Annotated in this window: 22 protein-coding genes, 1 tRNA gene and 1 pseudogene; 8 read left to right on the top strand and 16 right to left on the bottom strand. The window is 65.3% G+C overall.

Annotated elements, in window-relative coordinates:
* Nucleotides 1-47: 47 nt before the first annotated feature.
* A complete protein-coding gene (locus tag QO033_RS10325) occupies nt 48-254 on the bottom strand; it encodes a cold-shock protein (protein ID WP_284480883.1) in 207 nt (68 codons plus the stop codon).
* Nucleotides 255-483: 229 nt separating this feature from the next.
* Here QO033_RS10325 and QO033_RS10320 point away from each other — a divergent pair, with 229 nt between their 5' ends.
* Together QO033_RS10320 and QO033_RS10315 are read left to right on the top strand one after the other, a co-directional pair.
* Nucleotides 484-801: an arsenate reductase family protein gene (locus tag QO033_RS10320; RefSeq protein WP_284480882.1), complete on the top strand. Its 318-nt coding sequence runs from the start codon at nt 484-486 to the stop codon at nt 799-801.
* Between the two features lie 39 nt (nt 802-840).
* Nucleotides 841-1209, top strand: coding sequence for a hypothetical protein (locus QO033_RS10315; protein WP_284480881.1), 369 nt, complete (start codon nt 841-843; stop codon nt 1207-1209).
* A 21-nt stretch (nt 1210-1230) separates the two neighbouring features.
* Here QO033_RS10315 and QO033_RS10310 read toward each other — a convergent pair whose 3' ends face one another.
* The 12 genes from QO033_RS10310 to QO033_RS10255 all read right to left on the bottom strand — a co-directional run bounded on the left by QO033_RS10310 (nt 1231) and on the right by QO033_RS10255 (nt 12641).
* Nucleotides 1231-1776, bottom strand: coding sequence for a DoxX family protein (locus QO033_RS10310; RefSeq protein ID WP_284480880.1), 546 nt, complete (start codon nt 1774-1776; stop codon nt 1231-1233).
* Nucleotides 1777-1779: 3 nt separating this feature from the next.
* Nucleotides 1780-2550, bottom strand: coding sequence for an HvfC/BufC N-terminal domain-containing protein (locus QO033_RS10305; protein WP_284480879.1), 771 nt, complete (start codon nt 2548-2550; stop codon nt 1780-1782).
* On the bottom strand, nt 2541-3428 hold the full coding sequence (gene bufB, locus QO033_RS10300; RefSeq protein ID WP_284480878.1) for an MNIO family bufferin maturase: 888 nt from the start codon (nt 3426-3428) through the stop codon (nt 2541-2543). Before bufB ends, QO033_RS10305 begins: the two co-directional genes overlap by 10 nt.
* An 83-nt stretch (nt 3429-3511) precedes the next feature.
* A complete protein-coding gene (locus QO033_RS10295; protein ID WP_284480877.1) occupies nt 3512-3817 on the bottom strand; it encodes a BufA1 family periplasmic bufferin-type metallophore in 306 nt (101 codons plus the stop codon).
* Between the two features lie 215 nt (nt 3818-4032).
* Nucleotides 4033-5979 (bottom strand): threonine--tRNA ligase, encoded by a 1947-nt coding sequence (gene thrS, locus QO033_RS10290; protein WP_284480876.1) that lies wholly within the window; start codon nt 5977-5979, stop codon nt 4033-4035.
* Between the two features lie 165 nt (nt 5980-6144).
* Nucleotides 6145-7077 carry an AEC family transporter gene (locus tag QO033_RS10285; RefSeq protein WP_284480875.1) on the bottom strand — a complete coding sequence of 311 codons (933 nt, stop codon included), beginning with the start codon at nt 7075-7077 and terminating at the stop codon, nt 6145-6147.
* 72 nt (nt 7078-7149) lie between these two features.
* Nucleotides 7150-7950: an MBL fold metallo-hydrolase gene (locus QO033_RS10280; RefSeq protein WP_284480874.1), complete on the bottom strand. Its 801-nt coding sequence runs from the start codon at nt 7948-7950 to the stop codon at nt 7150-7152.
* Nucleotides 7947-8759, bottom strand: coding sequence for a TatD family hydrolase (locus tag QO033_RS10275; protein WP_284480873.1), 813 nt, complete (start codon nt 8757-8759; stop codon nt 7947-7949). The genes QO033_RS10280 and QO033_RS10275 overlap by 4 nt, the downstream gene beginning before the upstream one ends.
* 85 nt (nt 8760-8844) lie before the next feature.
* A complete protein-coding gene (locus tag QO033_RS10270) occupies nt 8845-9963 on the bottom strand; it encodes a DNA polymerase III subunit delta' (protein ID WP_284480872.1) in 1119 nt (372 codons plus the stop codon).
* Nucleotides 9960-10586: a dTMP kinase gene (tmk, locus tag QO033_RS10265; RefSeq protein ID WP_284480871.1), complete on the bottom strand. Its 627-nt coding sequence runs from the start codon at nt 10584-10586 to the stop codon at nt 9960-9962. The genes QO033_RS10270 and tmk overlap by 4 nt, the downstream gene beginning before the upstream one ends.
* Nucleotides 10583-11773 (bottom strand): D-alanyl-D-alanine carboxypeptidase family protein, encoded by a 1191-nt coding sequence (locus QO033_RS10260; RefSeq protein ID WP_284480870.1) that lies wholly within the window; start codon nt 11771-11773, stop codon nt 10583-10585. The genes tmk and QO033_RS10260 overlap by 4 nt, the downstream gene beginning before the upstream one ends.
* Nucleotides 11757-12641: an SPOR domain-containing protein gene (locus tag QO033_RS10255; RefSeq protein WP_407682109.1), complete on the bottom strand. Its 885-nt coding sequence runs from the start codon at nt 12639-12641 to the stop codon at nt 11757-11759. The genes QO033_RS10260 and QO033_RS10255 overlap by 17 nt, the downstream gene beginning before the upstream one ends.
* 296 nt (nt 12642-12937) lie before the next feature.
* Here QO033_RS10255 and QO033_RS10250 point away from each other — a divergent pair.
* A tRNA-Ser gene (locus tag QO033_RS10250) sits at nt 12938-13027 on the top strand.
* Between the two features lie 30 nt (nt 13028-13057).
* On the opposite strand, the pseudogene QO033_RS10245 reads toward QO033_RS10250, so the two are convergent.
* Nucleotides 13058-13729 (bottom strand): annotated as a pseudogene (locus tag QO033_RS10245) (IS6 family transposase); the annotation flags it as partial.
* Nucleotides 13730-13930: 201 nt separating this feature from the next.
* Here QO033_RS10245 and QO033_RS10240 point away from each other — a divergent pair.
* Nucleotides 13931-14977: an NADH:flavin oxidoreductase/NADH oxidase gene (locus QO033_RS10240; RefSeq protein WP_284480869.1), complete on the top strand. Its 1047-nt coding sequence runs from the start codon at nt 13931-13933 to the stop codon at nt 14975-14977.
* Between the two features lie 104 nt (nt 14978-15081).
* On the opposite strand, the gene QO033_RS10235 is transcribed toward QO033_RS10240, so the two are convergent.
* On the bottom strand, nt 15082-16101 hold the full coding sequence (locus QO033_RS10235) for an alpha/beta fold hydrolase (protein WP_284480868.1): 1020 nt from the start codon (nt 16099-16101) through the stop codon (nt 15082-15084).
* Nucleotides 16102-16171: 70 nt separating this feature from the next.
* Complete coding sequence (locus QO033_RS10230) at nt 16172-17503, bottom strand: purine-cytosine permease family protein (RefSeq protein WP_284480867.1); 1332 nt, start codon at nt 17501-17503, stop codon at nt 16172-16174.
* A gap of 578 nt (nt 17504-18081) precedes the next feature.
* Between QO033_RS10230 and QO033_RS10225 the strand changes: the two genes are divergently transcribed.
* The 4 genes from QO033_RS10225 (at nt 18082) to urtB (ending at nt 22413) form a co-directional block, all read left to right on the top strand.
* Nucleotides 18082-19245 (top strand): transporter substrate-binding domain-containing protein, encoded by a 1164-nt coding sequence (locus tag QO033_RS10225; protein ID WP_284480866.1) that lies wholly within the window; start codon nt 18082-18084, stop codon nt 19243-19245.
* Complete coding sequence (locus tag QO033_RS10220) at nt 19245-19853, top strand: ANTAR domain-containing response regulator (protein ID WP_284480865.1); 609 nt, start codon at nt 19245-19247, stop codon at nt 19851-19853. The genes QO033_RS10225 and QO033_RS10220 overlap by 1 nt, the downstream gene beginning before the upstream one ends.
* Nucleotides 19854-20208: 355 nt before the next feature.
* Nucleotides 20209-21459, top strand: a complete 1251-nt coding sequence (locus QO033_RS10215; RefSeq protein ID WP_284480864.1) for a transporter substrate-binding domain-containing protein — start codon at nt 20209-20211, stop codon at nt 21457-21459.
* Between the two features lie 60 nt (nt 21460-21519).
* Nucleotides 21520-22413 carry an urea ABC transporter permease subunit UrtB gene (gene urtB / locus QO033_RS10210; protein WP_284480863.1) on the top strand — a complete coding sequence of 298 codons (894 nt, stop codon included), beginning with the start codon at nt 21520-21522 and terminating at the stop codon, nt 22411-22413.
* Nucleotides 22414-22415 lie beyond the last annotated feature (2 nt).

The following is a 22415-nucleotide window of genomic DNA, read 5'->3' as shown; positions in this document are numbered from 1 at the left end:
CCCGGCATGCGGGGCAGGGACGGGCGAAATTCATTTAAGGGAATGGATTACAGCGCTTTCAAATCAGCGGCCATCTGGCGGCCGTCCCGTCCATCCTGCAGCTCGTAGGAAACCTTCTGGTTATCGGCCAGCCCGGTCATACCGGACCGTTCGACGGCCGAAATATGTACAAACACATCTTTCCCGCCTTCATCCGGTGCGATGAAGCCATAGCCCTTGGTGGTATTAAACCATTTCACGGTGCCCGTCGGCATGTCCCGTGTCTCCTTCTGACTTGCTCTTGGCCCCGCGCAATCCTCTCAAGCACGGGGGCGCGACCGGTGTCTCAGAAGGCCCGCCTTTCTTGGGTAAGGCGGTGTCTGATCGGCGGTAACGCAGAAAAAGGATCGCACGGAAGCCATAAAAATCAAGGAAAAGGGGATGCGCCGGCCAATCATGACGAATATTTGCACAAGAGGCGTTCATCGGACAACGGAGACGAAATTGATCCTCTACGGGCTGAAAACCTGCGATACCTGCCGCAAGGCGCTGAAATCCCTGCCGGATGCGGAGTTTGTCGATGTCCGCAGCGACGGTATGCCGGAGCCGGTGCTGAGCGCCGCCCTGGCGGCCTTCGAGACGGCGCTGGTCAACACCCGGTCCACCACCTGGCGGGGTCTGGACGAGTCAGAACGCGCACGGCCGCCGCTCGATCTGCTCAGGGAGCACCCGACGCTGATGAAACGGCCGCTGATCGTCGATGGCGAGCAGATGTATCTGGGCTGGACGGCGCAAACCCGTGCGGCTCTTGGCGTTTCCTGACCGACCGCTTATGTGATCTCCAGCAAGGAGGCAGTTGATATGCGCAACGCAGCCCTGGTTCTGGGCCTGATCGGCGGGATCGTCGGCATGATCGTAGGGTTCTTCAGCTACGGCTATACCGTGGCGGTGGACCATTTCGGTGAGGTGGACGGGTTCTTCCAGCAGGTCGGCAACGTCGATCTGATCCGCGTGACCTCGATTCTGTCGCCGCTTCTGGCGATCGCCGGTGGCGCCATGGCGCGGGCCCGGGCGCTGGTCGGCGGCATCCTGATGCTTTTCTCGACGGCGGGCATGTATTATGCCTTCGGCTTCAACGTTTTCACCATGTTCCCGATCGCCTTTGTCGGCCTGGGCGGGGTGCTGGCGGTGGCCGCCGGCAAGCCGGATGAGGAAAAGGCGCATTTCTGATCCCGCGCCGGGCGGCGCGGGTCAGTTGATCCGCCGGCGCAGCAGCGCATCCAGCGACAGCGGCCCGGCGCCCTTGAACACCAGGCAGGCCAGCAGCAGCGTCCAGAGCAGCCGCTGGTCCAGCACCGCGCCATCGGGCATCCGGTCGAACCAGGCCCCGCTGGCAGAGCCCAGCCCGTGGCCGAAGACATCGGTAAGCGACTGGATCAGCACGAAGCCGATCATGCCGAGCGCGGAAACCCGGGTCATCGCCCCCAGCACGATCAGCGCCGGCAGGGCGAATTCGGCCAATGTGCCGCTGAGAACGACCAGATCGTGCAGCGGCGTCAGCGCCTCGGTGTCATAGCCCGCTGCCTCGAACTGGCGCGGGAAGATCTGCGCATAGGCACCGGCGGAGGGGCGCAATACCCCCAGGGGCCCGTCACCCAGCTTGGTCAGCGCCGAGGACCAGTAATACCAGAGCAGCGTTGCCGCGAAGGCAAAGCGCGCCAGCAGCGGCAAGAGCCAGTCGCCCAGCCGGTCGAGCCGGGCGCTGAAAGCGGCATAGAGCGGTAGAACGGACAGCATGATCTAACCCTCCCCTTCGGATGATGCCGGCGCGATACCGGTGATCGCCCCACCGGACAGGAGCTCGGCCAACAGCGGGGCGAGCGCGAAGGCCTCCGCCGCGCGCCGGGCGGCGGCATCGGCCTCGGCCAGGGGGACGCCGTCCCGCAGCGCGGCCAGAAACACGGCGCCACCCGCGGGCAGGAGCACGGGCCGGGGATCGTACTCCGGACGCACCACCAGCACGTCCTGCGCCGTGGCGCGCGGCTGCGGCGCATCCGCTTCGGTGTTGAACCGCCAGATATCGTGGATTGGCCAGGGCGAGCGGACCAGCCGGACCGCCGGGGCGAGGGTGAGCCGGGACGCGGCCAGCCGGTCGGGCGGGAGGGCGGCGAGAGCAGCGGCGTCGACCGGTTCGGCATCGGCGGCGTGATAGGACTGGCGCAACGCCAGCTCCAGCCGGGCCACATCGCCGAGATACCCCAGATGGGCCAGTTGTTCGAGGCCCTCCAGAAACGCCGGAAAGGTGGCACCATAGAGCATCAGGACCGGCGAGCGCGGCGGATGGGCGCGCAGAAACAGCCCGGCCAGACCATCCATGTTGTCGGGGCCGAGCAGTCGGGCAATCACCGGAAAGCCTTCGTGCAGCGCCCGGGTCAGCGACACTGCGACATTGTTGCGATAGACCGCGAAGCGGCGCCCGGCGGGGTGGCCTGCCGCATCGCAGAGCCCCTCCGGCACCGGCAGATCGGGTGCCAGCAGGGCCTGGGTGAATTCGGTCTCGGTTACGCCCATGCCGGCACCCGCGATGGTGCGGCCTCCTGCAGGGCGGCGTCGGCGCGGCGGGCTTCGGCGGCCAGGACCGGCCAGTCGGGCACGTCGGTGTCCCATTCGATCAGGAGCGGCCGGGCGCCACTGCCTGCCAGCACATGCTCCAAGAGTGCCCAGACCGGATCGGCCACCGGCGCGCCGTGGCTGTCGATCAGCAGCGGCGCACCGTGATCGTCCGCCTGGGCATCATGGCCGCCGAGGTGGATTTCCGCGACCTGGTCCAGCGGGAAGGCCTCGATATAGGCCTGCGGCGAGAAGCCGAGGTTGGTGGCGGAGACGAAGACGTTGTTGACGTCGAGCAGCAGGCCGCAGCCGGTGCGCCGGGTCAACTCGGCCAGAAAGGCGGGTTCCTCCCAGCTGCTTTCGGCGAAGGCGAGGTAGCTTGACGGGTTCTCCAGCAGCATCTGCCGGCCCAGCACCTCCTGCACCCGGTCGATGTGATCGGCGACCCGCGTCAGCGTGGCATCGGTATAGGGCAGCGGCAGCAGGTCGTTCAGAAAGGCACTGTCATGGGTCGACCAGGCCAGGTGTTCGGAAAAACTCGCCGGTTGCAGCCAGTCGCAGAGATGTCCCAGCCGCGACAGGTGATCGGGGTCGAGCGCGGCCTCGCCGCCGATGCTGAGACCGACGCCATGGACCGAGATCGGGAAGCTGTCGGCAAGGTGGCGCAGCTGCGCCAACGGCCGGCCGCCGGCCCCCATGTAATTCTCCGCGTGAATCTCCAGCCAGCGCACGGCACCGGGATCGGTCGTGAGCGCGGCGAAATGCTGCGGTTTATAGCCGACGCCGGCGGCGGCGGGCAGGCTTGGCAAAATCTGCGGATGGCGGGCGGATGTCATCATCTCTCCTCCTGCGGCGGTCGCCCCGAGGGGCGGAGAAGGCGGCGGGCAGGGGGCCGAGGGGCGCCCCGCCCGCCGCAGCCGGTTCACGCCGGCCGGTCGCGGTCCAGCGGCTCGAGCGAGCCCATACGCGGCGTGCCGTCCATCATCGCGGGCAGCTTCATATCCATGCAGGTGCCGGCATCGACCAGCTTCCAGGAATTGCCCTGGTAATCCATGGTCGAGGTGCCGGCGCAGGTGGTGCCGGGACCGGCGGCGCAGTCGTTCTGACCGGCGAGCGCAACGCCGTAGCATTTTTCCTTGCTCTGGGCCTGGGCCTCGGTCTGGGCGGTCAGGGTCAGGGCGGTGGCCAGCGCGCTGGCGATGGTCAGGGTCTTGGCGGCATGGGACATCGGGTTCCTCCTTGGTTGTGCGTGTCTCGATTGTCGCACATCCAGACTAGCCCTGTCGCCGAGCAACGAATAACTCACGTCGCCGTGTCTCACGCGGCCGTCAGGCGGCGTGACCGGAACGCGGGAAAAGAGGGGGGAAGGGGCCGGTTTCGGCCGGGTTTGTTACATTCCGGCCCGGTTTCCCGGGCCGGAAGGTGGCAAGAATCCGCCGATTGTTACAAAAGGTCCGGCGGCGTCGCGGCCTGCGACAGCTCCGATGTAATCTCCGTGAGCGTGGCGCTGCTGGTCTGTTTTTCGCCCAGACGACGCACCGAGACGCTGCGTTCCTCTACCTCGCGGGCGCCGACGGCCAGAATCACCGGCACTTTCGACAGCGAGTGTTCGCGGACCTTGTAGTTGATCTTCTCGTTGCGGGTGTCGGCCTCGGCCCGGACGCCGGCGGCTTTCAGCGTGGCGACAACCTCGCGCACATAGTCATCGGCCTCCGAGGTGATCGAGGCGACCACCACCTGACGCGGCGCCAGCCAGAACGGCAGCTTGCCGGCGTGTTCCTCGATCAGGATGCCGATGAAGCGTTCGAACGACCCGACGACCGCACGGTGCAGCATGATCGGCCGGTGCTTGGCCCCGTCGGCGCCGACATAGCTGGCATCCAGTCGTTCGGGCAGGTTGGGGTCCACCTGCAGGGTGCCGCATTGCCAGTCGCGCCCGATGGCGTCGGTCAGCACGAATTCCAGCTTGGGACCGTAGAAGGCGCCTTCGCCCTCGTTGATGGTGAAGTCATAGCCGGCCGCATTGCAAGCGTTACCCAGCGATTCCTCCGCATGGTCCCAGCTTTCCTCGGTGCCGATCCGCTTTTCGGGGCGGGTGGAGAGCTTCACCGTCCAGTTGTGGAAGCCGAGGTCGGCGTAAATCTTGGCCAGAAACTCGATGAACTTCTTGGTTTCGGCCTCGATATCCTTCTCTTCGCAGAAGATATGCGCATCGTCCTGGGTGAAGCCGCGCACCCGCATGATCCCGTGCAGCGCGCCCGAGGGTTCATAGCGGTTGCAGGAACCGAATTCGGCCATGCGCAGCGGCAGGTCGCGATAGGATTTCAGACCCTGGTTGAACACCTGCACGTGACAGGGGCAGTTCATCGGCTTCAGCGCGTTGACGGTCTTTTCGCGGGCGTGTTCCTCGTCCACTTCGACGATGAACATGTTTTCCTGATAGTTGTCCCAGTGGCCGGAGGCTTCCCACAGCCTGCGGTTCACCACCTGCGGCGTGTTCACCTCGACATAGCCGTCGCGTTCCTGCTGGCGGCGCATGTAGTCCTGCAGGGTGGTGTAGATCTTCCAGCCGTTGGGATGCCAGAAGATCTGGCCGGGGGCCTCTTCCTGCATGTGGAACAGATCCATCTCGCGGCCCAGCTTGCGGTGGTCGCGTTTGGCGGCCTCCTCCAGCATGGTCATATAAGCCTTGAGCTTTTCCTTGTTCTGGAAGGCCACGCCATAGATCCGCTGCAGCATCGGACGGTTGCTGTCGCCCCGCCAGTAGGCGCCGGCCACATGGGTCAGCTTGAAGGCGTCGCCGGGCACCTGGCCGGTGTTCTGCAGGTGCGGCCCGCGGCAGAGATCCTGCCAGTGGCCGTGCCAGTACATGCGCAGCGGCTCATCCCCGGGGATCGCCTCAACCAGTTCGACCTTATAGGGCTCGTTGTTGGCCTTGTAGAATTCGATCGCGCGCGCGCGGTCCCAGATCTCGGTGGTGACCGGATCGCGGCGGTTGATGATCTCCTTCATCTTCTTTTCGATCTGGCCAAGATCCTCGGGCGTGAAGGGCTCTTCGCGGTCGAAGTCGTAATACCAGCCGTTCTGGATCACCGGGCCGATGGTGACCTTGGTGGCGGGCCAGATCTCCTGCACGGCGCGGGCCATGATATGGGCCAGGTCGTGACGGATCAGCTCCAGCGCCGGGGCTTCGTCCTTCATCGTGTTGATGGCGATGCTGGCGTCGCTTTCCAGCGGCCACTGCAGATCCCAGTGCCGGCCGTCGACGGTGGCGCTGATCGCCTTCTTGGCGAGGGAGTTGGAGATATCGGCGGCGATCTCTGCCGGCGTCACGCCTGCGGCATAGGATCGTTTGTTGCCATCGGGGAAAGTGAGAGAAATGTCGGCCATGATCTGGCTGCTCCTCGTCGGTTTGGCGCCCACGGAACGCCCGGTTGCGGGTTATGGTGTGCGGCTGATGTGACAGGGGGCGGGGGACAAGTCAAGCCGGTGCGGCGATGCGGCACGCGCCGGCGGCCGGCTCCGGTCCCGTGGGGCGGCGGCGTGGCCCGGCGCTCAGCCGAGGACGTGCAGCCAGAAGGAGATCGTCAGGATCGACAGGCCGGTGGCGATCAGCACCGAGGAGGCGGCGACCCGTTTCGCCCGGCCGTAGATATTGGCGAAGATATAGGCGTTGAACCCCGGCGCCATCGAGGCGTTGAGCACGCCGGAGCGGAACAGGTCCTGCGGTAGCCCGAAGCTCTTGCCAAAGAGGAAGGTCAGCGCCGGATGCGCCATCAGCGACAGCGCGCAGACGAAGAGGATCGTCTTCATGTCGCCCTCAGGGCGGTATTGCACCAGCACGCCGCCAAGCGCGAAGAGGGCGCCGGGCAGGGCGGTGCGGGTGATCAGGGCCAGCGCCTGTTCGGCGGCGCCGAAGAGCTGCAGGCCGGTCAGGTTGACCAGGAAGCCGAGCGCGATGGCGACGATCAGCACATTGCGGAACATCGCCGTCAGCACCGATGTCACCATATGCCGGCCGCCGCGGCCACGGCTGCGGATGATCTCCATCGCGGTGATGCCGACGCCGTAGCAGAACGGTGAATGGAAGGCGATGATGGCATAGTTGCCGGTCAGATTCCCGGCGCCATAGGCGCGTTCGGTGATCGGCAGGCCGAGCAGGACGGAGTTGGAGAACAGGCAGCAGAAGCCGATGGCGACGCAATCCTCCCAGTCGCGCCGGAACAGCAGCCGGGCGCCGAAGAACCCGAGGGTGAAGCAGATCAGCGCGGCGGAATAGAAGCTGACCAGCAGCCGCGGATCGAAGCTGGCCTTCAGATCGAGATGCGAGATGGCGCTGAACAGCAGGCAGGGCACGGCGAAACCCTGGGTGAAGCGCATGATGCCGTCGATATGGCCGGGGGTGAAATACCCTGCCCGGGTGGTCGCATAGCCGGCCCCGATCACCAGGAACACCGGCAGGATGACGTCGATCAGGCTTTGAAACATGGGCCCGGGTGCCTTTGACTGGCGGCGGATGCCTTCGGCGAGAGAATTTTGCCAGAGAAGAAGATGGTGCGCCTAGGTCAGCGCGCCGGTGATGACCATGCCGTCGAAGGCGGGGGTGATATGGGACGGGGTTTCGGCATCGAGCCGGGCATAGTCCAGATCGATATGCATGTTGGTCATCACCGCTCGGGCCGGCGCCGCCCGTTCGATCCAGTCGAGCGATTGCGCCAGATGTGAATGGGTCGGATGCGGGGTATAGCGCAGGGTGTCGAGGATCCAGCAATCCAGGTCCTGCAGTTCCTCCCAGGCGTCGTCGTAGATCTCGGCGACGTCGGGCAGATAGGCGATATCGCCGATGCGGAAGCCGAGCGCGTCGATCGAGCCGTGGTTGACCCGGAACGGGCGCAGCGGGATCGGGCCGCCGGGGCCGTCGATCTCAAACGGGCCGGAAATGGTACGCAGGTCGAGGATCGGCGGATAGGGCGAGCCCTCGGGCTGCACGAAGGCATAGCCGAAGCGGCTGAGAAGCGCATTCTGGGTGTCGCCATCGGCCCAGACAGGGACCCGGGCACGCATGTTGAAGACGATCATGCGCAGATCGTCGATGCCATGGACGTGATCGGCATGGGCATGGGTATAGACCACCCCGTCGAGCCGGCCGGTGCCGGTGTCGAGCAGCTGGTCGCGCATGTCGGGGCCGGTGTCGATCAGCACCGAGGTGGTGCCATCGGCGCCGTCCCGCTCGACCAGGATCGAACAGCGGCGGCGGCGGTTGCGGGGTTCTTCCGGGTCGCAGGCGCCCCAGATGCCGCCGAGCCGGGGCACGCCGCCGGAGGAGCCGCAGCCGAGGATGGTGATGCGCAGATTGCTCATGCGGCCGCCTCGAAGGCTGCGACCTTGGCGAACAACCGGTCGAAATTCGCCTGGGTCCGGGCGGCGAAATCGGCGTAATCCAGGCCGAAGACCTCGGCGCCGACCCGGGCGGTCAGGGCGGAGAAGGCGGGTTCGTTGCGCTTGCCGCGATGCGGCGGCGGCGCCAGATAGGGGCTGTCGGTTTCCACCAGGATGCGGTCGATCGGCGCGGCGGCGAAGATCTCGCGCAGCTCCTTGCTCTTGGGGAAGGCGGCGATGCCGGACATCGACAGGTAGAACCCCAGATCGAGCATCGCCCGGCCCAGCTCCGCCGAGGAGGAGAAGCAATGCATCACGCAGCTATAGGGCCCCTTGCGGTATTCCTCGGTGAGGATGCGGGCCATGTCGTCATCGGCGGCGCGGGCGTGGATGATCAGCGGCAGCCCGGTTTCCCGCGCGGCGGTGACATGGATGCGCAGGCTGTCCTGCTGCACGGCGGCGGAGTCGGCGCTGTAGTGGTAATCGAGCCCGGTTTCGCCGATGCCGACGAATTTCGGATGCTGCGCCAGCGCCACCAGCTCCTCGACCGTGGCCAGGGGTTCCTCGGCCGCGCTCATCGGATGGGTGCCGGCGGCGTAGAACACCTGCGGATGCGCCTCGGCGATGGCGCGGACCTGCGGTTCGTTGCGCAGCCGGGTACAGATCGTCACCATGCGGGTCACCCCGGCGGCGGTGGCACGGGCGATGATCGCGTCGCGCTCCCCGTCGAAGTCGGGAAAATCCAGGTGGCAGTGGCTGTCGGTGATTTCCGGTTGGGGCTGGTCGGTCATCGTCTTCCGGTCGGTTGGTGGGCCGCGTGGTGGTCCCCGGGGCGGCCTCGTGCCGGAGCGGGCTTCCGTCAGCGTCTGGCGGGGGTCAGCCCGCGGCGGTCTTCTGCATCTTGAAGACCATATCTAGGACTAGGGCGGCGGGGTCAAGATTGACCGCCTTGCCGTGGCGGCTGCGGGCGGTGATCTCTGCCGCGGCATCGGCCCAGGCGCGTGCGCGATAGGCATCGGGCGCCAGCCGCAGCAGGGTTTCGGGTTCCTGCGCGGCGGCGGCGGGGACCGGCGGGGTGCCGGTGGCGCCGGTGCGCGCCAGCCGCGCCATAGCGGTGTCGACGAGATCGAGCAGCAGGTCGAAGCGGTCGGTGGCGCCACGTTGCGCGGCGGCTTCGGCCAGCGCCAGGGCGCGCGGCCGGTCTAGCCGGGGCAGGCTGCCCAGCAGGCCGATCAGCTCGTCATAGATCTCCAGCCCGCCGAGCGCGGTGAGCCGCAACGCGGCGCCCACCGAGCCGGCGGCGAGTGCGGCCAGGTGATCGGTATTCGCCGGCATCGGCGCGCCGGCCTGTGCCAGCGCGGCGGCCATGTCCCCGGCGGCCAGCGGCGTCAGCCGCAGTGTGCGGCAGCGCGAGCGGATGGTTGGCAGCAACCCTGAGGGGCGGTGCGAGATCAGCAGCAGCGTGGTGCGCGCCGGCGGCTCCTCCAACATCTTCAGCAGCGCATTGGCGGCGTTCACGTTCATGTCGTCGGCGCAATCGACGATCACCACCCGGCGGCCGCCCTCGGCGGCGCTGAGCCCGAAGAAACGGTTGAGCGCGCGGACATCGTCCACCACGATCTCGTCGCGCAGCCGGCCGGTCTTTTCGTTGACGCTGCGGGTGATGGCGATCAGCCCGGGATCGGAGCCGGCCAGCAGCCGGTGCGAAACCGGGTGGTCAGGGTCGATGTCCAGGCTTTGCGGCGGCGGCGGCGCGCCGAACAGCCCGTCGTCCTCCTGCGGCGGGGTGGCCAGCAGGAAGCGGGCGATACGCCAGGCCAGAGTCGCCTTGCCGACACCGCGCGGACCGGTGAGCAGCCAGCCGTGGTGCAGCCGGCCCGAGGCATAGGCGGTCAGAAACGCCTGTTCGGCGGCCTCCTGCCCGAAGAGCCGCGGGGTTTCGCGCGGATGCGGGGCGCCGGGGACTTGATCCGGGGCGGGGGCGGTCTCGCTCATGCCAGCGCGGCCTCGACGGTGGCGAGGACATCGGCGGTGACCGCCTCCAGACTCTGGTTGCCGTCGATGACGCGGAACCGGTCGGGGAATTCCTCGGCCAGGGCGAGGAAGCCGGCGCGCATGCGGCGCTGCAGATCGATGCCGAAATCCTCGAACCGTTCCTCATGGCCCTGACGGCCCTTGGCGCGCGACAGGCCGGTGTCGGGGTCGAGGTCGATCAGCACCGTCAGGTCGGGTTCGCGACCGATCATCAGCCGGTGCAGCTGATCGACCAGCGCCCGCAGATCGCCGCGCGACAGCCCCTGATACATCCGGGTGCTGTCGGCGAAACGGTCGCTGATGATCAGCTTGCCGGCGGCCAGCGCCGGCTCGATTGTGCGTTCCAGGTGATCGCGCCGGGCGGCGGTGAACAGCAGGATTTCGGTTTCCGCCGACCAGCGATCGGGATCGCCCTCCAGCACCAGGCTGCGGATCTCCTCCGCCCCGGGGGAGCCGCCGGGCTCCCGCGTCAGCACCACGTCATGGCCGCGCCCGCGCATCGCCTCGGCCAGCAGGCGGGCCTGGGTGGATTTGCCGGAGCCGTCGATCCCCTCGAAGGTGATGAAACATCCGCCGGCGGTCACATCGCCCCCTCAGGACCCTTGGCGAGCCGCGTCAGCAGCACCCGGGCTGCGGTCTGCACCCGCACCAGGAAGCCGCCGCTGGGCACGTTGCGTTCCGCCACCAGGGGAAAGCGCAGCTCGCCCATGCCCTCGGGTTTGAACACCAGCTCCGCCAGTTTCTGGCCCTTGGTCACCGGCGCATGCACCGGCCCGGTGTAGACGACTTCGGCCTGCACGTCGTTCGAGGCCAGCACCGGCAGCAGCGCGGTGATATCCTCTTCGGGCACCAGGCCTACCTCCGGCTCGCGTCCCATCCAGACGCGGGCGCGGGCGATGGGCGTTTCGGCGCGGAGGAGGGTTTTTTCGGCAAATTGGCGAAACGACCAGTTAACGATCGCTTCGGCCTCATCGGCCCGCGCCTCTTTGCTGCCCAGACCGGAGATCACGAAGATCACCCGGCGGTCGCCCTGTTTCGCCGATCCGACCAGGCCATAGCCGGCCTCCTCGGTGTGGCCGGTCTTCAGCCCGTCGGCCCCGATCCCCAGCCGCAGCAGCGGGTTGCGGTTCTGCGTGTTCGACGGTGCCCGGCCATCGAAATCGAAATGCGTCTCGGAGAACAGCGGATAATATTGCGGGAAATCGCTGATGATGTGCTGTGCCAGGATCGCCAGATCGTGGACCGACATCAGGTGCCCCGCCGCCGGCCAGCCGTTCGAGTTGGAGAAGGTCGAATGCTGCATGCCCAGCTGCCGCGCCCGTTGGGTCATGTAGCGGGCGAAACCGGCTTCGGTGCCATCCGGGCTCAGCGCCTCGGCGATCACGGCGCAGGCGTCGTTGCCCGAGAGCACGATGATGCCCTGCAGCAGATCCTCGACCCGCACGCGGTCGGTGGTGTCGAGGAACATGGTCGAGCCGCCGTAGCTCATCGCGTGTTCCGACACCGGCAGCCGTTCATCCAGGGTCAGCCGGCCGTCGCGCAACGCCTCGAAGGCGACATAGAGCGTCATCAGCTTGGACATGGAGGCCGGCGGGATCGGCTCATCCGCGTTCTTCGACATCAGGACGGTGCCGGTGGTCTGGTCCAGCACATAGGCGGCGCGCGCCCGGGTGTCGAAGGCCGAGGCCGGCAGCGCCCAGAGCAGGGCGGAGAAGGTCAGCACACCGAGCCGCAGGGCGCGGCGGCGGCTTTGGTCAGTTCGAAACGGCATAGGCATCCGAGAATCCGGTTTCCTTCACTTGTTTCAGGAGGGCGTTGAGTTCCGATTTAGTCCGCGCGGGGCCGACGACCACACGCCAGAACTGCTTGCCGTTCAGCTCCTGTTCCAGAACCGTGGGGATCATGCCGGCACCGCGCATCTGCGTGGCAGTGCGTTCGGCGTTGGCCTTGACGCTGAAGATCCCGATCTGGACATAGGGTTTGCGCAGCGACGAGGCCTTGGCGGGCGGCGTCGCTGCAGGTTTGGCGGCCGGTTCGGCCTGAGCGGCGGGGGGCGGCGCATCGATGGCGGCGGCTGCCCCGGCAACGGGGGCGAGCGCGGTTTCCTCGACCGCCTCGGGCGCTTCGGCCACGGTGGTCTCTTCCGGCGGCGGATCGAGCGTCTCGCGGCGAAGCGCGGTGACGTTCAGCTCCACCGGCGCGCCGGCGAGCATTCCCAAGGCCTCTGCCGCGTCGGAGGAGGCCTGGATGCGGGGCCCGGGGATGGCGCGTTCGCGACGGAACAGGGCGCCGATGACGAATTTACCATTCTCGGTGTTGCGGATGATCACCCGTTCGGGATCGACCACATCGGGGTGGGCGACCCAGACGCCGCCCAGCGACGGCCGTCCGTCCCAAAGCCCGGTTTCGGTCACCTGGAAGACCTCCGGCGCTTCGACATCGCGGGCCACCAGCTTGGTGCGGGAACTCTGCGCCGGGGCGCCGGTTTCGCTCTTGGCTGAGGATTTCATGAAACCGGGCATCTGCACGCCATCTTCGCAGGCCGCCAGCAGCATGGCAGCGCCCAGAAGCGTGGCCAGCCGCAACCGTCGCCCGACGAGGTGCGCAGGACGCCCCGGACTACCAAATACTCGCGTCATCTTCCCGTTCCTTGCCTGTCGGCGTCGGGTCGGCGTGCCCCCTGGCGCGTCTGCCCTCTGCCTTTGCCCCAGCCGGTTGACCCGGTCCTGTCCCGCCCGGCATCGAAACGGTCTGCCGTTCCGTTTGGCCTGCCGGCAGCCCCAACTCCCGGTCCGGCGCGCGATACCCTGCGGCGATTGGCCGGATCATAACGTCCCCCTCGCGGCATGGAAAGCGCGGCGCGCCCCGGTCGGCAAGAATTCCCCGGTTTTGCCCTTGCCTGCCTGCAATGCCCGTCCTACACCGGCGAAGCGCCGGGGAGGTGGCAGAGTGGTCGAATGCGGCGGTCTTGAAAACCGTTGAGCGTGAGAGCGTTCCCAGGGTTCGAATCCCTGTCTCCCCGCCATCCACCTAAGCATCTGATATTATTCAAATCGGCCGATGTTCTGGCGCGAAGGGTCTTCATCGTTCGGCGGGAAATCATATGGCGTTGGACGTTGAAATGGTTGGCGATGGCGGCGTGGGAAGAGAGGAGGCGCTGTGCCGATCCGGGCGACGTGAACCGAATTTGCTGCCGCTCGCGGCGCCGGGTGGGCTGATGCGAAACCTCTGCTCGATTGTTCGACCGCCCGCCGGTCCACATGCCGATCGGCCAAGTCCAACTCACGCAGGGCAGCGCCGTAGGCTCTAAGCCGGTCCGTCACGATCGCAGCAGGGACATAGCCTTGTCGTTTCAGCATTTCCGTAACAATTTCAGCGCCGCCTTCTTGTCCCGCTTCGATTGAACCAGGATGTCGAGCACCTCGCCCTCGTCGTCGACGGCGCGCCAGAGATAGACAATCTTTCCGCCGATCTTGAGAAAGACTTCATCCAGGTGCCACCGATCCGACGGCCGTGGCCGGCGACGGCGACGGCGAATCTGCTGGGCGTAGATGCGGCCGAACTTCAGCACCCATCGCCGAACGGTCTCACAGGACACGTCGATGCTCCGTTCGGCCAGCAAGTCCTCGACGTCGCGATCGCTCAGCGCAAACCGGAAGTAGAGCCAGACAGCATGTTGAATGATCGCCGGTGGGAACCGGTGCCGGGCGTCGGAAACTTGGCGCATCCAAGCCATATAGTCAGACCTTCCCGATCGCCAACCGGATAATGTGACAGGGCCGGCCGGTCACCTGTGCGGATGACAGCGGCCGGACGCGGCTTGCGGGATACTGGGCGGGAAGGGGCCCCGGGTCCCGTAGCGAATGCCACATCCGGTTCACAGGGACCCCAGGTGGGTCTCAGGTGCCAGCAGATCAGGAGACGCCCCATGGCCAGCACGGTTTTTTCGCCTTTCACGTTGCGCGGCATGACGATCAAGAACCGGATCGTCATGTCCCCAATGTTGATGTACCGCGGCCAGGACGACGGCATGATCAACGACTTTATATATGCCCATTATGCGGCCCGCGCGCTTGGCGGTGCCGGTATGATCGGGACCGAGGTCATCGCAATCGAGCCGCGCGGGCGGATCAGCGCTAATGATCTGGGGCTCTGGAACGATGCTCAGGCCGAGGCGCTGAAAAGGCTCACCGGTTTCGTGCACAGCTGCGACACCCGCATCTTTGCGCAACTGGCCCATGCCGGGCGCAAGTCGCATATCACCGAGACCGCCATCGCGCCCTCGGCCATCGCCTATGACAACACGCTGGGGACACCCCGGGCTGCGACGGCGGAGGATATCGCCAGCATCATTGCCAATTACCGCAGCGCCGCGTGCCGCGCGGTCGAGGCGGGGTTTGACGCGGTGGAGCTGCATGCCGCCAACGGATATCTGCTGCACGAATTCCTGGCGCCGGTATCGAATACCCGTGACGACGCTTACGGAGGGTCGCTGGAGAACCGCATGCGGCTGCCGCTGGAAGTGGTCGAGGCGGTCCGCTCCGTGATCCCGGAGGACATGCCGCTGTTCTATCGCATCGTGGCGTCGGATTTCGGAACAAACGGGGTGACGCCGGAGGAGGCGCTGACGCTCGCGGCGGAGCTGAAGGCCCGCGGTGTCGACCTGATCGACGTGCAGACCGGCAATATCCTTCCGGGCTATGAGGGGCCGGTCTATCCCGGCTACCAGACGCCCTATGCCACCCGGATCAAAGCGGCGACCGGCTTGCCGATGGGCGCCACCGGGTCGATCGCCTCGATCGACCTGGCGGAGTTCATCCTGTCGAGCGGGCAGGCCGATCTGGTGATGATGGGCCGCGCCTTGCTGCGCGATCCGTTCTGGCCGATCCGCGCCGCAAGGGAGGCGGGGATCGATGTCGAAGTGCCGATCCCGACCTATGCGCGGGCTACGGGCCCCTTCGAACGGGGGTTCTGACCGGGGTCGGAGGGGGGGCGCGACAGCGGCCTGTTCCCCCGGGCGTGAAAAAGGCGACGCCGGGCGCCGCCTTCTCCGATCCTGTGCAGGGCCGGTCTCCGGGGTCAGGAGGCCAGCAGCTCCTTGAGCTTGTCGTCGATGAACTTCACGTCTTCGGGGTTGGTGCCGGGGCCGCCGGCGAAATGGCCCCAGATCGAGGGCACCGGCACAAACTCGGCATCGGGCATGTTGGCGACCTCATTCTGGCTGTCTTCGGGCGGGAAATACAGGTCGGTCTGGCCGGGCATGACATAGGCCTTGGCCTTGATCGCCGCCAGCGCCGCCTTGAAGTCGCCGTTATAGAGCTCATTGTCGCTGATATCGCCATGCTGCCAGGTCCAGGCCATCGTCAGCAGGTTGTTGGCATCCTTGGGCAGGAAGAAGCCTTCCCAGAAGCCGATCAGGAAATCCTCCAGCGAGGCGTAGCCGAGCGCCTTGAGGTCGAGTTCCTCGCGGTAGAAGGTCTGCGACAGGCCCCAGCCGGCATAGACGCGGCCGACCGCGCGCAGGCCCTTTTCGGGTTTGCTGGTGTAGCGGCCGTTTTCCCAGGCGGCATCGGCGCGCAGCGCGGCCTTGACCCCTTCGAGGAAGACATAGTTGTGACGCGAGCATTTCGCCGACCCGCAGAACGGCGCGATCAGGTCCATCATGTCGGGGAACAGGGCGCCCCAGTGGAAGGTCTGCAGCGCGCCCATCGACCAGCCGGTGACCATGCGGATCTTGGTGATGCCGAATTTCTCGGTCAGCAGCCGGTGCTGGGCCACGACGTTGTCATAGGCGGTGACATTCGGGAAGCGATCGGCGTTGTAGGGCTCGGGGGTGTTCGACGGCGAGGAGGACAGGCCGTTGCCGAACATGTTCGGGATGATGATGAAATATTTTTCGGGGTCGAGCGCCATGCCCGGGCCGATCAGCCATTCGTTGTCGTAGTGCTGACCCGAATACCAGGTCGGGTAGACGATCACATTGTCCTTGCCCTCGTTCAGCGTGCCGAAGGTCTTGTAGGCCAGCTTGCAGTCCGGCACCGAAAGGCCGCACTGGAACGTGTAGGTGCCAAGGTCGAAGATTTCGTAGTCGAGTGTCATTTAAGGTTCTCCGGGATAAGAGGAACGGCGCATGAAAAGCCGCGCCGTTCCGAGCTTTGTGGGGGACGGGTCAGGCGGTCGCGCGTATACTCATCACGGAACTCAGCACATAGTAGGCGATGCCGCCGACGAGACCAGCCGAGATTGCCGTCGAAAAATGCGGCAGATACCACTCGACGATGAAAGCGACGAGCGAACCGCAGGCCCAGGCCAGGAAGGCGGTGCCGCGCCAGTCGGCCTCGATTTCCGAACCCTTCCGCACCAGATACTGGTCGACCAGGATGATGGCCCCGATCGGCGGCACCAGGATCCCCAGCAGCGACAGCCATTCGATGAAGAAGGCCCAGACGTTGGTCGCGGCGATGACGATGCCGATGGCGCCGAGGATGATCGCGAACAGCCGCATGTGGCTGTGCAGGATACGCGACCAGCCGGTGGCGGCGTTATACAGGCAGTGGGCGCAGACCGAGCCGAGGTTCACATAGAGGAACAGGAAGGCCAGCACGCTGAGCCAGGTCATCTGCTGGGCGTTCATGTAGCCGAACATGTTGTCGGTGCCGAAGGGGTTGGCATCCGGCACGGCCAGCGCGGCAGTCATCACGCCGCCGACCAGCATGGCGACGAGGTTGGCGAAGGGAAAGGCGCTGAAGGTGGCGACCCAGGAGCTCTTCTCGTCGGCAGCCCAGCGGTTGAAGTCGGCGGTCACGGTGCCGGCGTCGATGAACAGGGCGATGACGACGGTCAGGCCGACCCCCATCGACATCGTGGCGACGCCGTTGTTGCCCGGATAGGCCATGATCGCGTCCCAGCCGGAGGTGGCGGCGGCATCGCCGGCGACCCAGAGACCGAGGATGACGAAGAGCGGCACCGAGATGGTGCCGATGATGTGCAACCCCTTCACGCCGACGAAGGTGATCCCGATGTATAGGGCACCGGCAATCATCGTCATCACGACATAGTTCAGCCCGTAGGTCGAACTGACCAGCGCGCCGGTGATCCCGGTCTGGACCGCGTACCAGCCCAACAGCAGTGTCGACAGCAGGCCGGAGGCGAAGACATAGCCCTTGCGGCCGAAGACGATGCTGGCGAGCAGGGCGAAATTCAGACCCTTGCGGGCGCCCAGCTGCCCCAGCAGGCCGACATAGACCAGCATGATCAGGTTACCGATGATCATCGCCTTGAGGGCTGAGGCAAATCCCATGCCGAGCACGAGGATCGAGCCGGTCATCGCCCCGGTGATGATCATCGGGAAGCCCATCCAGACCATGGTGATCGAGAACATGCTGCGCCGCGCCTTGGCCGGCACCGGTTCGTGTTCGTATTCCTCGCCGAGCGCGTGATCGACTTCTTCTTCGAGATGTTCGAGCCCTTCCGGCTCAAGATGCTTTTCCGTGGTGGACATGATGTACCTCGCTGTTGGGTTGCGGGAGTTCCGGTTTCTTGGAAGCGGCACGAGTCGATGGGTCGCCTGCCGGGAGGGCAGGCGGGCAGAAGACCGTTGCGGGTGGCGACGGGAATCGTGGTCGGGTGGCTGGCCGGTGTGGCGACATTGGGTCGCCGGGGGTCGTGGCCGGTGATTTGGGCCTAGCCGGGGTTCGTGCGCTTCAGGTGGTCAGGTTTCTCTGGTTGGAATCCCCCTGCAGGGCGAAAAACGCCCATTAGAAATAAGAAAAGCCCCTTACCAGCCGCCGAATAAGGGGCTGTGTAAGAGGCTTTCCTTGCCGAAAACGCGCTCATCGTTGAACGCGACGCAGCCGACGTTGGCGTGATTCGGAAATAATTGCAAATGTTTTGATTCGCGTTTTGAAATTGCCTGTCCTTCCGGTGCGGGGTAGGTAATTGCCCTCAAGCACGTCGCGTACCGGTCGTTTCCGCGGTCGCTTGCCCGGCAGTTTCTCATTTGCTATGCATGATACCTGTGACCGGTAACATTGAGCCTCCGCTGTGCGGTGGCTGTGAACAAGCAATGGAACCAGTTTTATGGCTTCTCTGAACGAGCCGGTCACAATCGGCCTCCTCTTTTCCCAGACCGGCGTCACCTCGGTGATCGAGCGCACCCAGCGTCAGGCTGCGATGTTGGCGGTGGACGAGGTGAACCGGGCGGGCGGCATCGACGGGCGCGAGTTGCTGATCGAGGACAGTGATCCGGCCTCGGACGCGGTGAAATTCCGCACCGAGGCGGAAAGGCTGCTCGACGCCGGCGTCGCGACGATTTTCGGCTGCTACATGTCCTCGACCCGCAAAGCGGTGCTGCCGGTGGTCGAGCAGCGGCGCAAATTGCTTTTTTACCCAACCCTTTACGAGGGGTTCGAGTTTTCCAGCTGCTGCGTCTATTCCGGGGCCGCGCCGAACCAGAATTCGCGCTGGCTGGCCGATTATCTGACCGAGACCTACGGCCTGCGGTATTTCTTCGTCGGTTCGAACTACGTGTTTCCCTATGAATCCAACCGGATCATGCGCGACCTGCTGCATCATCGCGGGGCGAAGGTCGTCGACGAGGTCTATATCCCGTTGCGGCCGCATGACGATGACATCGACCGGGTGATGGAGCGGATCAAGGCGGGCGGGCCGATGGTGATTTTCTCGACCGTCGTCGGTGAGGGCTCGGTCAAGTTCTACCAGGCCTATGACCGGGCCGGATTCGACCGGACGAAATACCCGATCGCGAGCCTGACTTCGGGAGAGCCGGAGCTGCTGGCGGTGGGCAAGGACGCTTCCATCGGAAATGTCACGGCCGCGCCCTATTTCAGCGTGCTGGAAACCGAGGCGAATCGCCGGTTCACCACCGCCTACAGAGAGCGCTTCGGAGCCGATATGCCGATCTCCGCCGGGACGGAGGCGGCCTATTTTCAGGTTCATCTCTTTGCAGAGGCGGTGCGCCGCTCTGGCGCCACGGACCGCGAAAGTCTGTTGCGGGTGCTGCCGACCTTCAGTTTCGAGGCGCCGCAAGGGCCGGTCCAGGTGGAGGAGAGCACCCATCACACCTATCTCTGGCCCCGGGTTGCGGTGGTCGGTGAAAGCGGCCGGTTCGAGATCGTCCGCGAGGCATCGGCCCAGGTCAAACCCGATCCCTACCTGATCGAGTATGATGACGAGTTCGAGATGAGTGCTTCCCGCGTCGCCAAAGGGGGAGGCACGGTCTGATGCCACGGCTCCGGCTCAAGGATCTGCGTGATCTGACCGTGGTGGTGGTCCACCCGCCGGACAGCGATGGCAAGGCCCTGATGGACCAGCTCAAACGGATCGGCTGCCGGGCGGAGCTGATGTGGCCCCCGGCCAAGGCCCTGCCGGCGGGCACCGATGTCATTTTCGCCGGTGTCTTCTTCGAAACCCATGAGGCGCTGCGGAACATGCTGCGACGCTCAGAGAAACCCGGCCCGACGGTGCTGGGCGTGGTCAGCTACGAGAACCCGGCGATGATCGAACTGGTGCTGGACATCGGTGTTTTCTCGGTCATCTCCAAGCCGGTGCGCACCTTCGGGATGCTGACCAATCTGGTGGTCGCGCGTTCGAACTGGCTGCAGTCTGCCGACCTGCAGGACAAGATCGGCAAGCTGGAAAAGAAGGTCTCTGGCCAGAAGAAAATCGCCAAGGCGAAGTCTATCCTCATGGAAATGCACCAGATTTCCGAGCGCGAGGCCTATGGCACGATCCGCGCCCAGGCGATGGTCAAGCGGATTTCGATCGAGGAAATGGCGGTCGCGATCATCAACGCAAACGAACTGTTGTCATCACGCCCGGGTGATGTATAGTCGAATCAGCCAAGCTGACAATGGCGTCTGCTAGGCTCGGCAAAGAAAGCCCGCTCTAGGCACCTATCGTGCCTCGGCGGGCTTTTTCTATTTCGGACTGACGCAAGGATGCGTCAGGGTCGCTCACCCCTCCGGGGTCGGGCTGCCTCGCCCCTCGGGGCGGCCCCGAACGGCAACGCAGCCATCCGGCCCTGCGCCCGCGCAGTGGCCTCCAGCCCGCGCGCTTCGGTCTTCTGACCGCTCCGCCCGGGCATCCGAACCATCGGTCACACACCCAATAATCAAAATACACACCGGCCACGGGGGCATTCCCGTGCCGACAGTCCAACAGCCAATCCAATCTGGAGGTTTCCCCATGACGACCAGTCGCCGCAATTTCCTCAAGCAGTCCTCGGCCTTCGGTGCCGCCGCCGCGCTGGGCCCGGGTCTTTATGCCGGCGCCGCGCAGGCGGCCAGCAGCATCGATGTCGGCGTGCTCTTCTCGCTGACCGGCGGTCTGTCGATCATCGAGAAGTCGCTCGCCGATGCCACCATGATGGCGATCGAAGAGATCAATGCCAGCGGCGGCGTCGACGGCATGATGATCAACCCGATCATGGAGGACGGGGCATCCGACCCGAAGACCTATAACGAGAAGGCCTCCAAACTGGTCATCCGCGACCGGATGCAGACCGTCTTCGGGTCCTATACCTCGGCCAGCCGCAAGGCGGTGCTGCCGGTCTTCGAAAAGCGCAACAGCCTGTATTTCTACCCGACCTATTACGAGGGCTTCGAGTGTTCGAAGAACGTGGTCTACACCGGCGCGGTTCCGAACCAGCAGCTGTCGAACTTCATCCCCTGGATCATCAACACGCTGGGCAAGAAGAAGTTCTTCATCGTTGGCTCGAACTACATCTACCCGCGTGAGATGGCCAAGGTCTCGAAAATCCTGATCGAGCAGCATGGCGGCGAATGGATCGCCGACGAATATCTCGAACTCGGCCATTCCGAATGGGGTGCGATGGTCAAGAAGATCAAGGACAGCGGCTGTGATGTGGTGCTGTCCAACGTCGTCGGCGACTCGGTCGTCGCCTTTTATCGCGAGTTCAAGAACCAGGGCCTGACCCACGACAAGCTGCCGATCTGCGCCACCGTGACCTCGGAGATCGAGATCGCCGCGATGGGCGCCGAATTTGCCCAGGGCAGCTTCACCTCCTTCCCCTATTTCCAGGCGATCGACACCGACCGCAACCATGCCTTCATCGAGCGCTATCGGAAATACGTCAACGATCCCAAGGCGGTGACCCACCACGCGCTGGAGAGCAGCTATTTCCAGGTCTACCTCTGGAAACAGGCGGTGGAGAAAGCGAAATCGACCAAGGCCGACGCCGTGCGAGAGGGCGTCAGGGGCCAGGTCTTCGAGGCCGCCAACGGCACGGTGACGGTCGATCCGGAGAACCTGCACACCTATCTGACCCCGCGCATCGCGCAATGGGGCGCGGACGGGCAGGGCACCATCATCGACGAATACAAGGCGCCGGTCGAGCCGCTGCCCTACGTCGCCTATGGCGAGACGGCAGAGAACCTCTTCTGCACCGCCAAGGGGCTTGATTCCAGCAAGCTGTAACGCGACCCGGGTGCCGGGCCGCAACGCCCGGTGCCCGCCTGAACAAGGCGGAGAGCCTTCATGTCGGACATCATCTTCATCGGACTTTCGCTGTCGTCGATCCTGTTGCTGATCGCGCTCGGCCTGTCGATCACCTACGGGGCGATGGGCGTGATCAACATGGCCCATGGCGAACTGGTCATGATCGGTGCCTACACCGCCGTGCTGGCCGGGCTGCACCTCAATCTCAATCTGTTTTTCGCGCTGCCGCTGGCCTTCGTCACCTCCGGCCTGGCCGGGTTGGTGATCGAGCGGCTGGTGATCCGAAGGCTCTATGGCCGGATCATCGACACGCTGCTGGCGACCTGGGGCGTGGCGATCCTGTTGCAGCAACTGGTGCGGCTGGAATTCGGGCTCAGCTTTCTCGGGATCCATGTCGAGGGGCTGGGGCCGGGGCTGCAGAACATGACCGTCCCGGGGTTCCTGACCCAGCCCTTCGATATCGCCGGGATCACCATCCAGCCCTATCGCAGCTTCATCATCGTGGTGACGCTGGCGCTGACCGCGCTGACCTGGTGGCTGATGTACCGTACACCGACGGGGGTGCAGGTGCGCGCCATCATGCGCAACCCGCAGATCGCCGCCGCCTGTGGCATCGACGTGCGCCGCGTCTCGGCGCTGACCTTCGCCTATGGCTCCGGTCTGGCCGGTGTCGCCGGTGTGCTGCTGGCGGGGTTCAAGACGGTGATGCCCGAGATGGGCGCTGCCGTGGTTATCGACGGTTTCCTCGTCGTCGTGGTCGGCGGTGTCGGCAGCCTGCTGGGCACTTTGCTCTCGGCGGCGGTGCTGGGGCAGATCAACGGCGTCTTCGCCATCCTCACCAATGACATCCTTGCGCGGGCCGTGGTCTTCGGCGTGGTCATCGCGCTGATCCTGTGGCGCCCGCGCGGGCTGTTCTCGTTCAAGTCGAGGTAACC

The organism is Pseudodonghicola flavimaris, from assembly GCF_030164425.1.
GTDB lineage: Bacteria > Pseudomonadota > Alphaproteobacteria > Rhodobacterales > Rhodobacteraceae > Pseudodonghicola > Pseudodonghicola flavimaris.
This window is presented reverse-complemented; position numbering and strand designations above follow the sequence as displayed.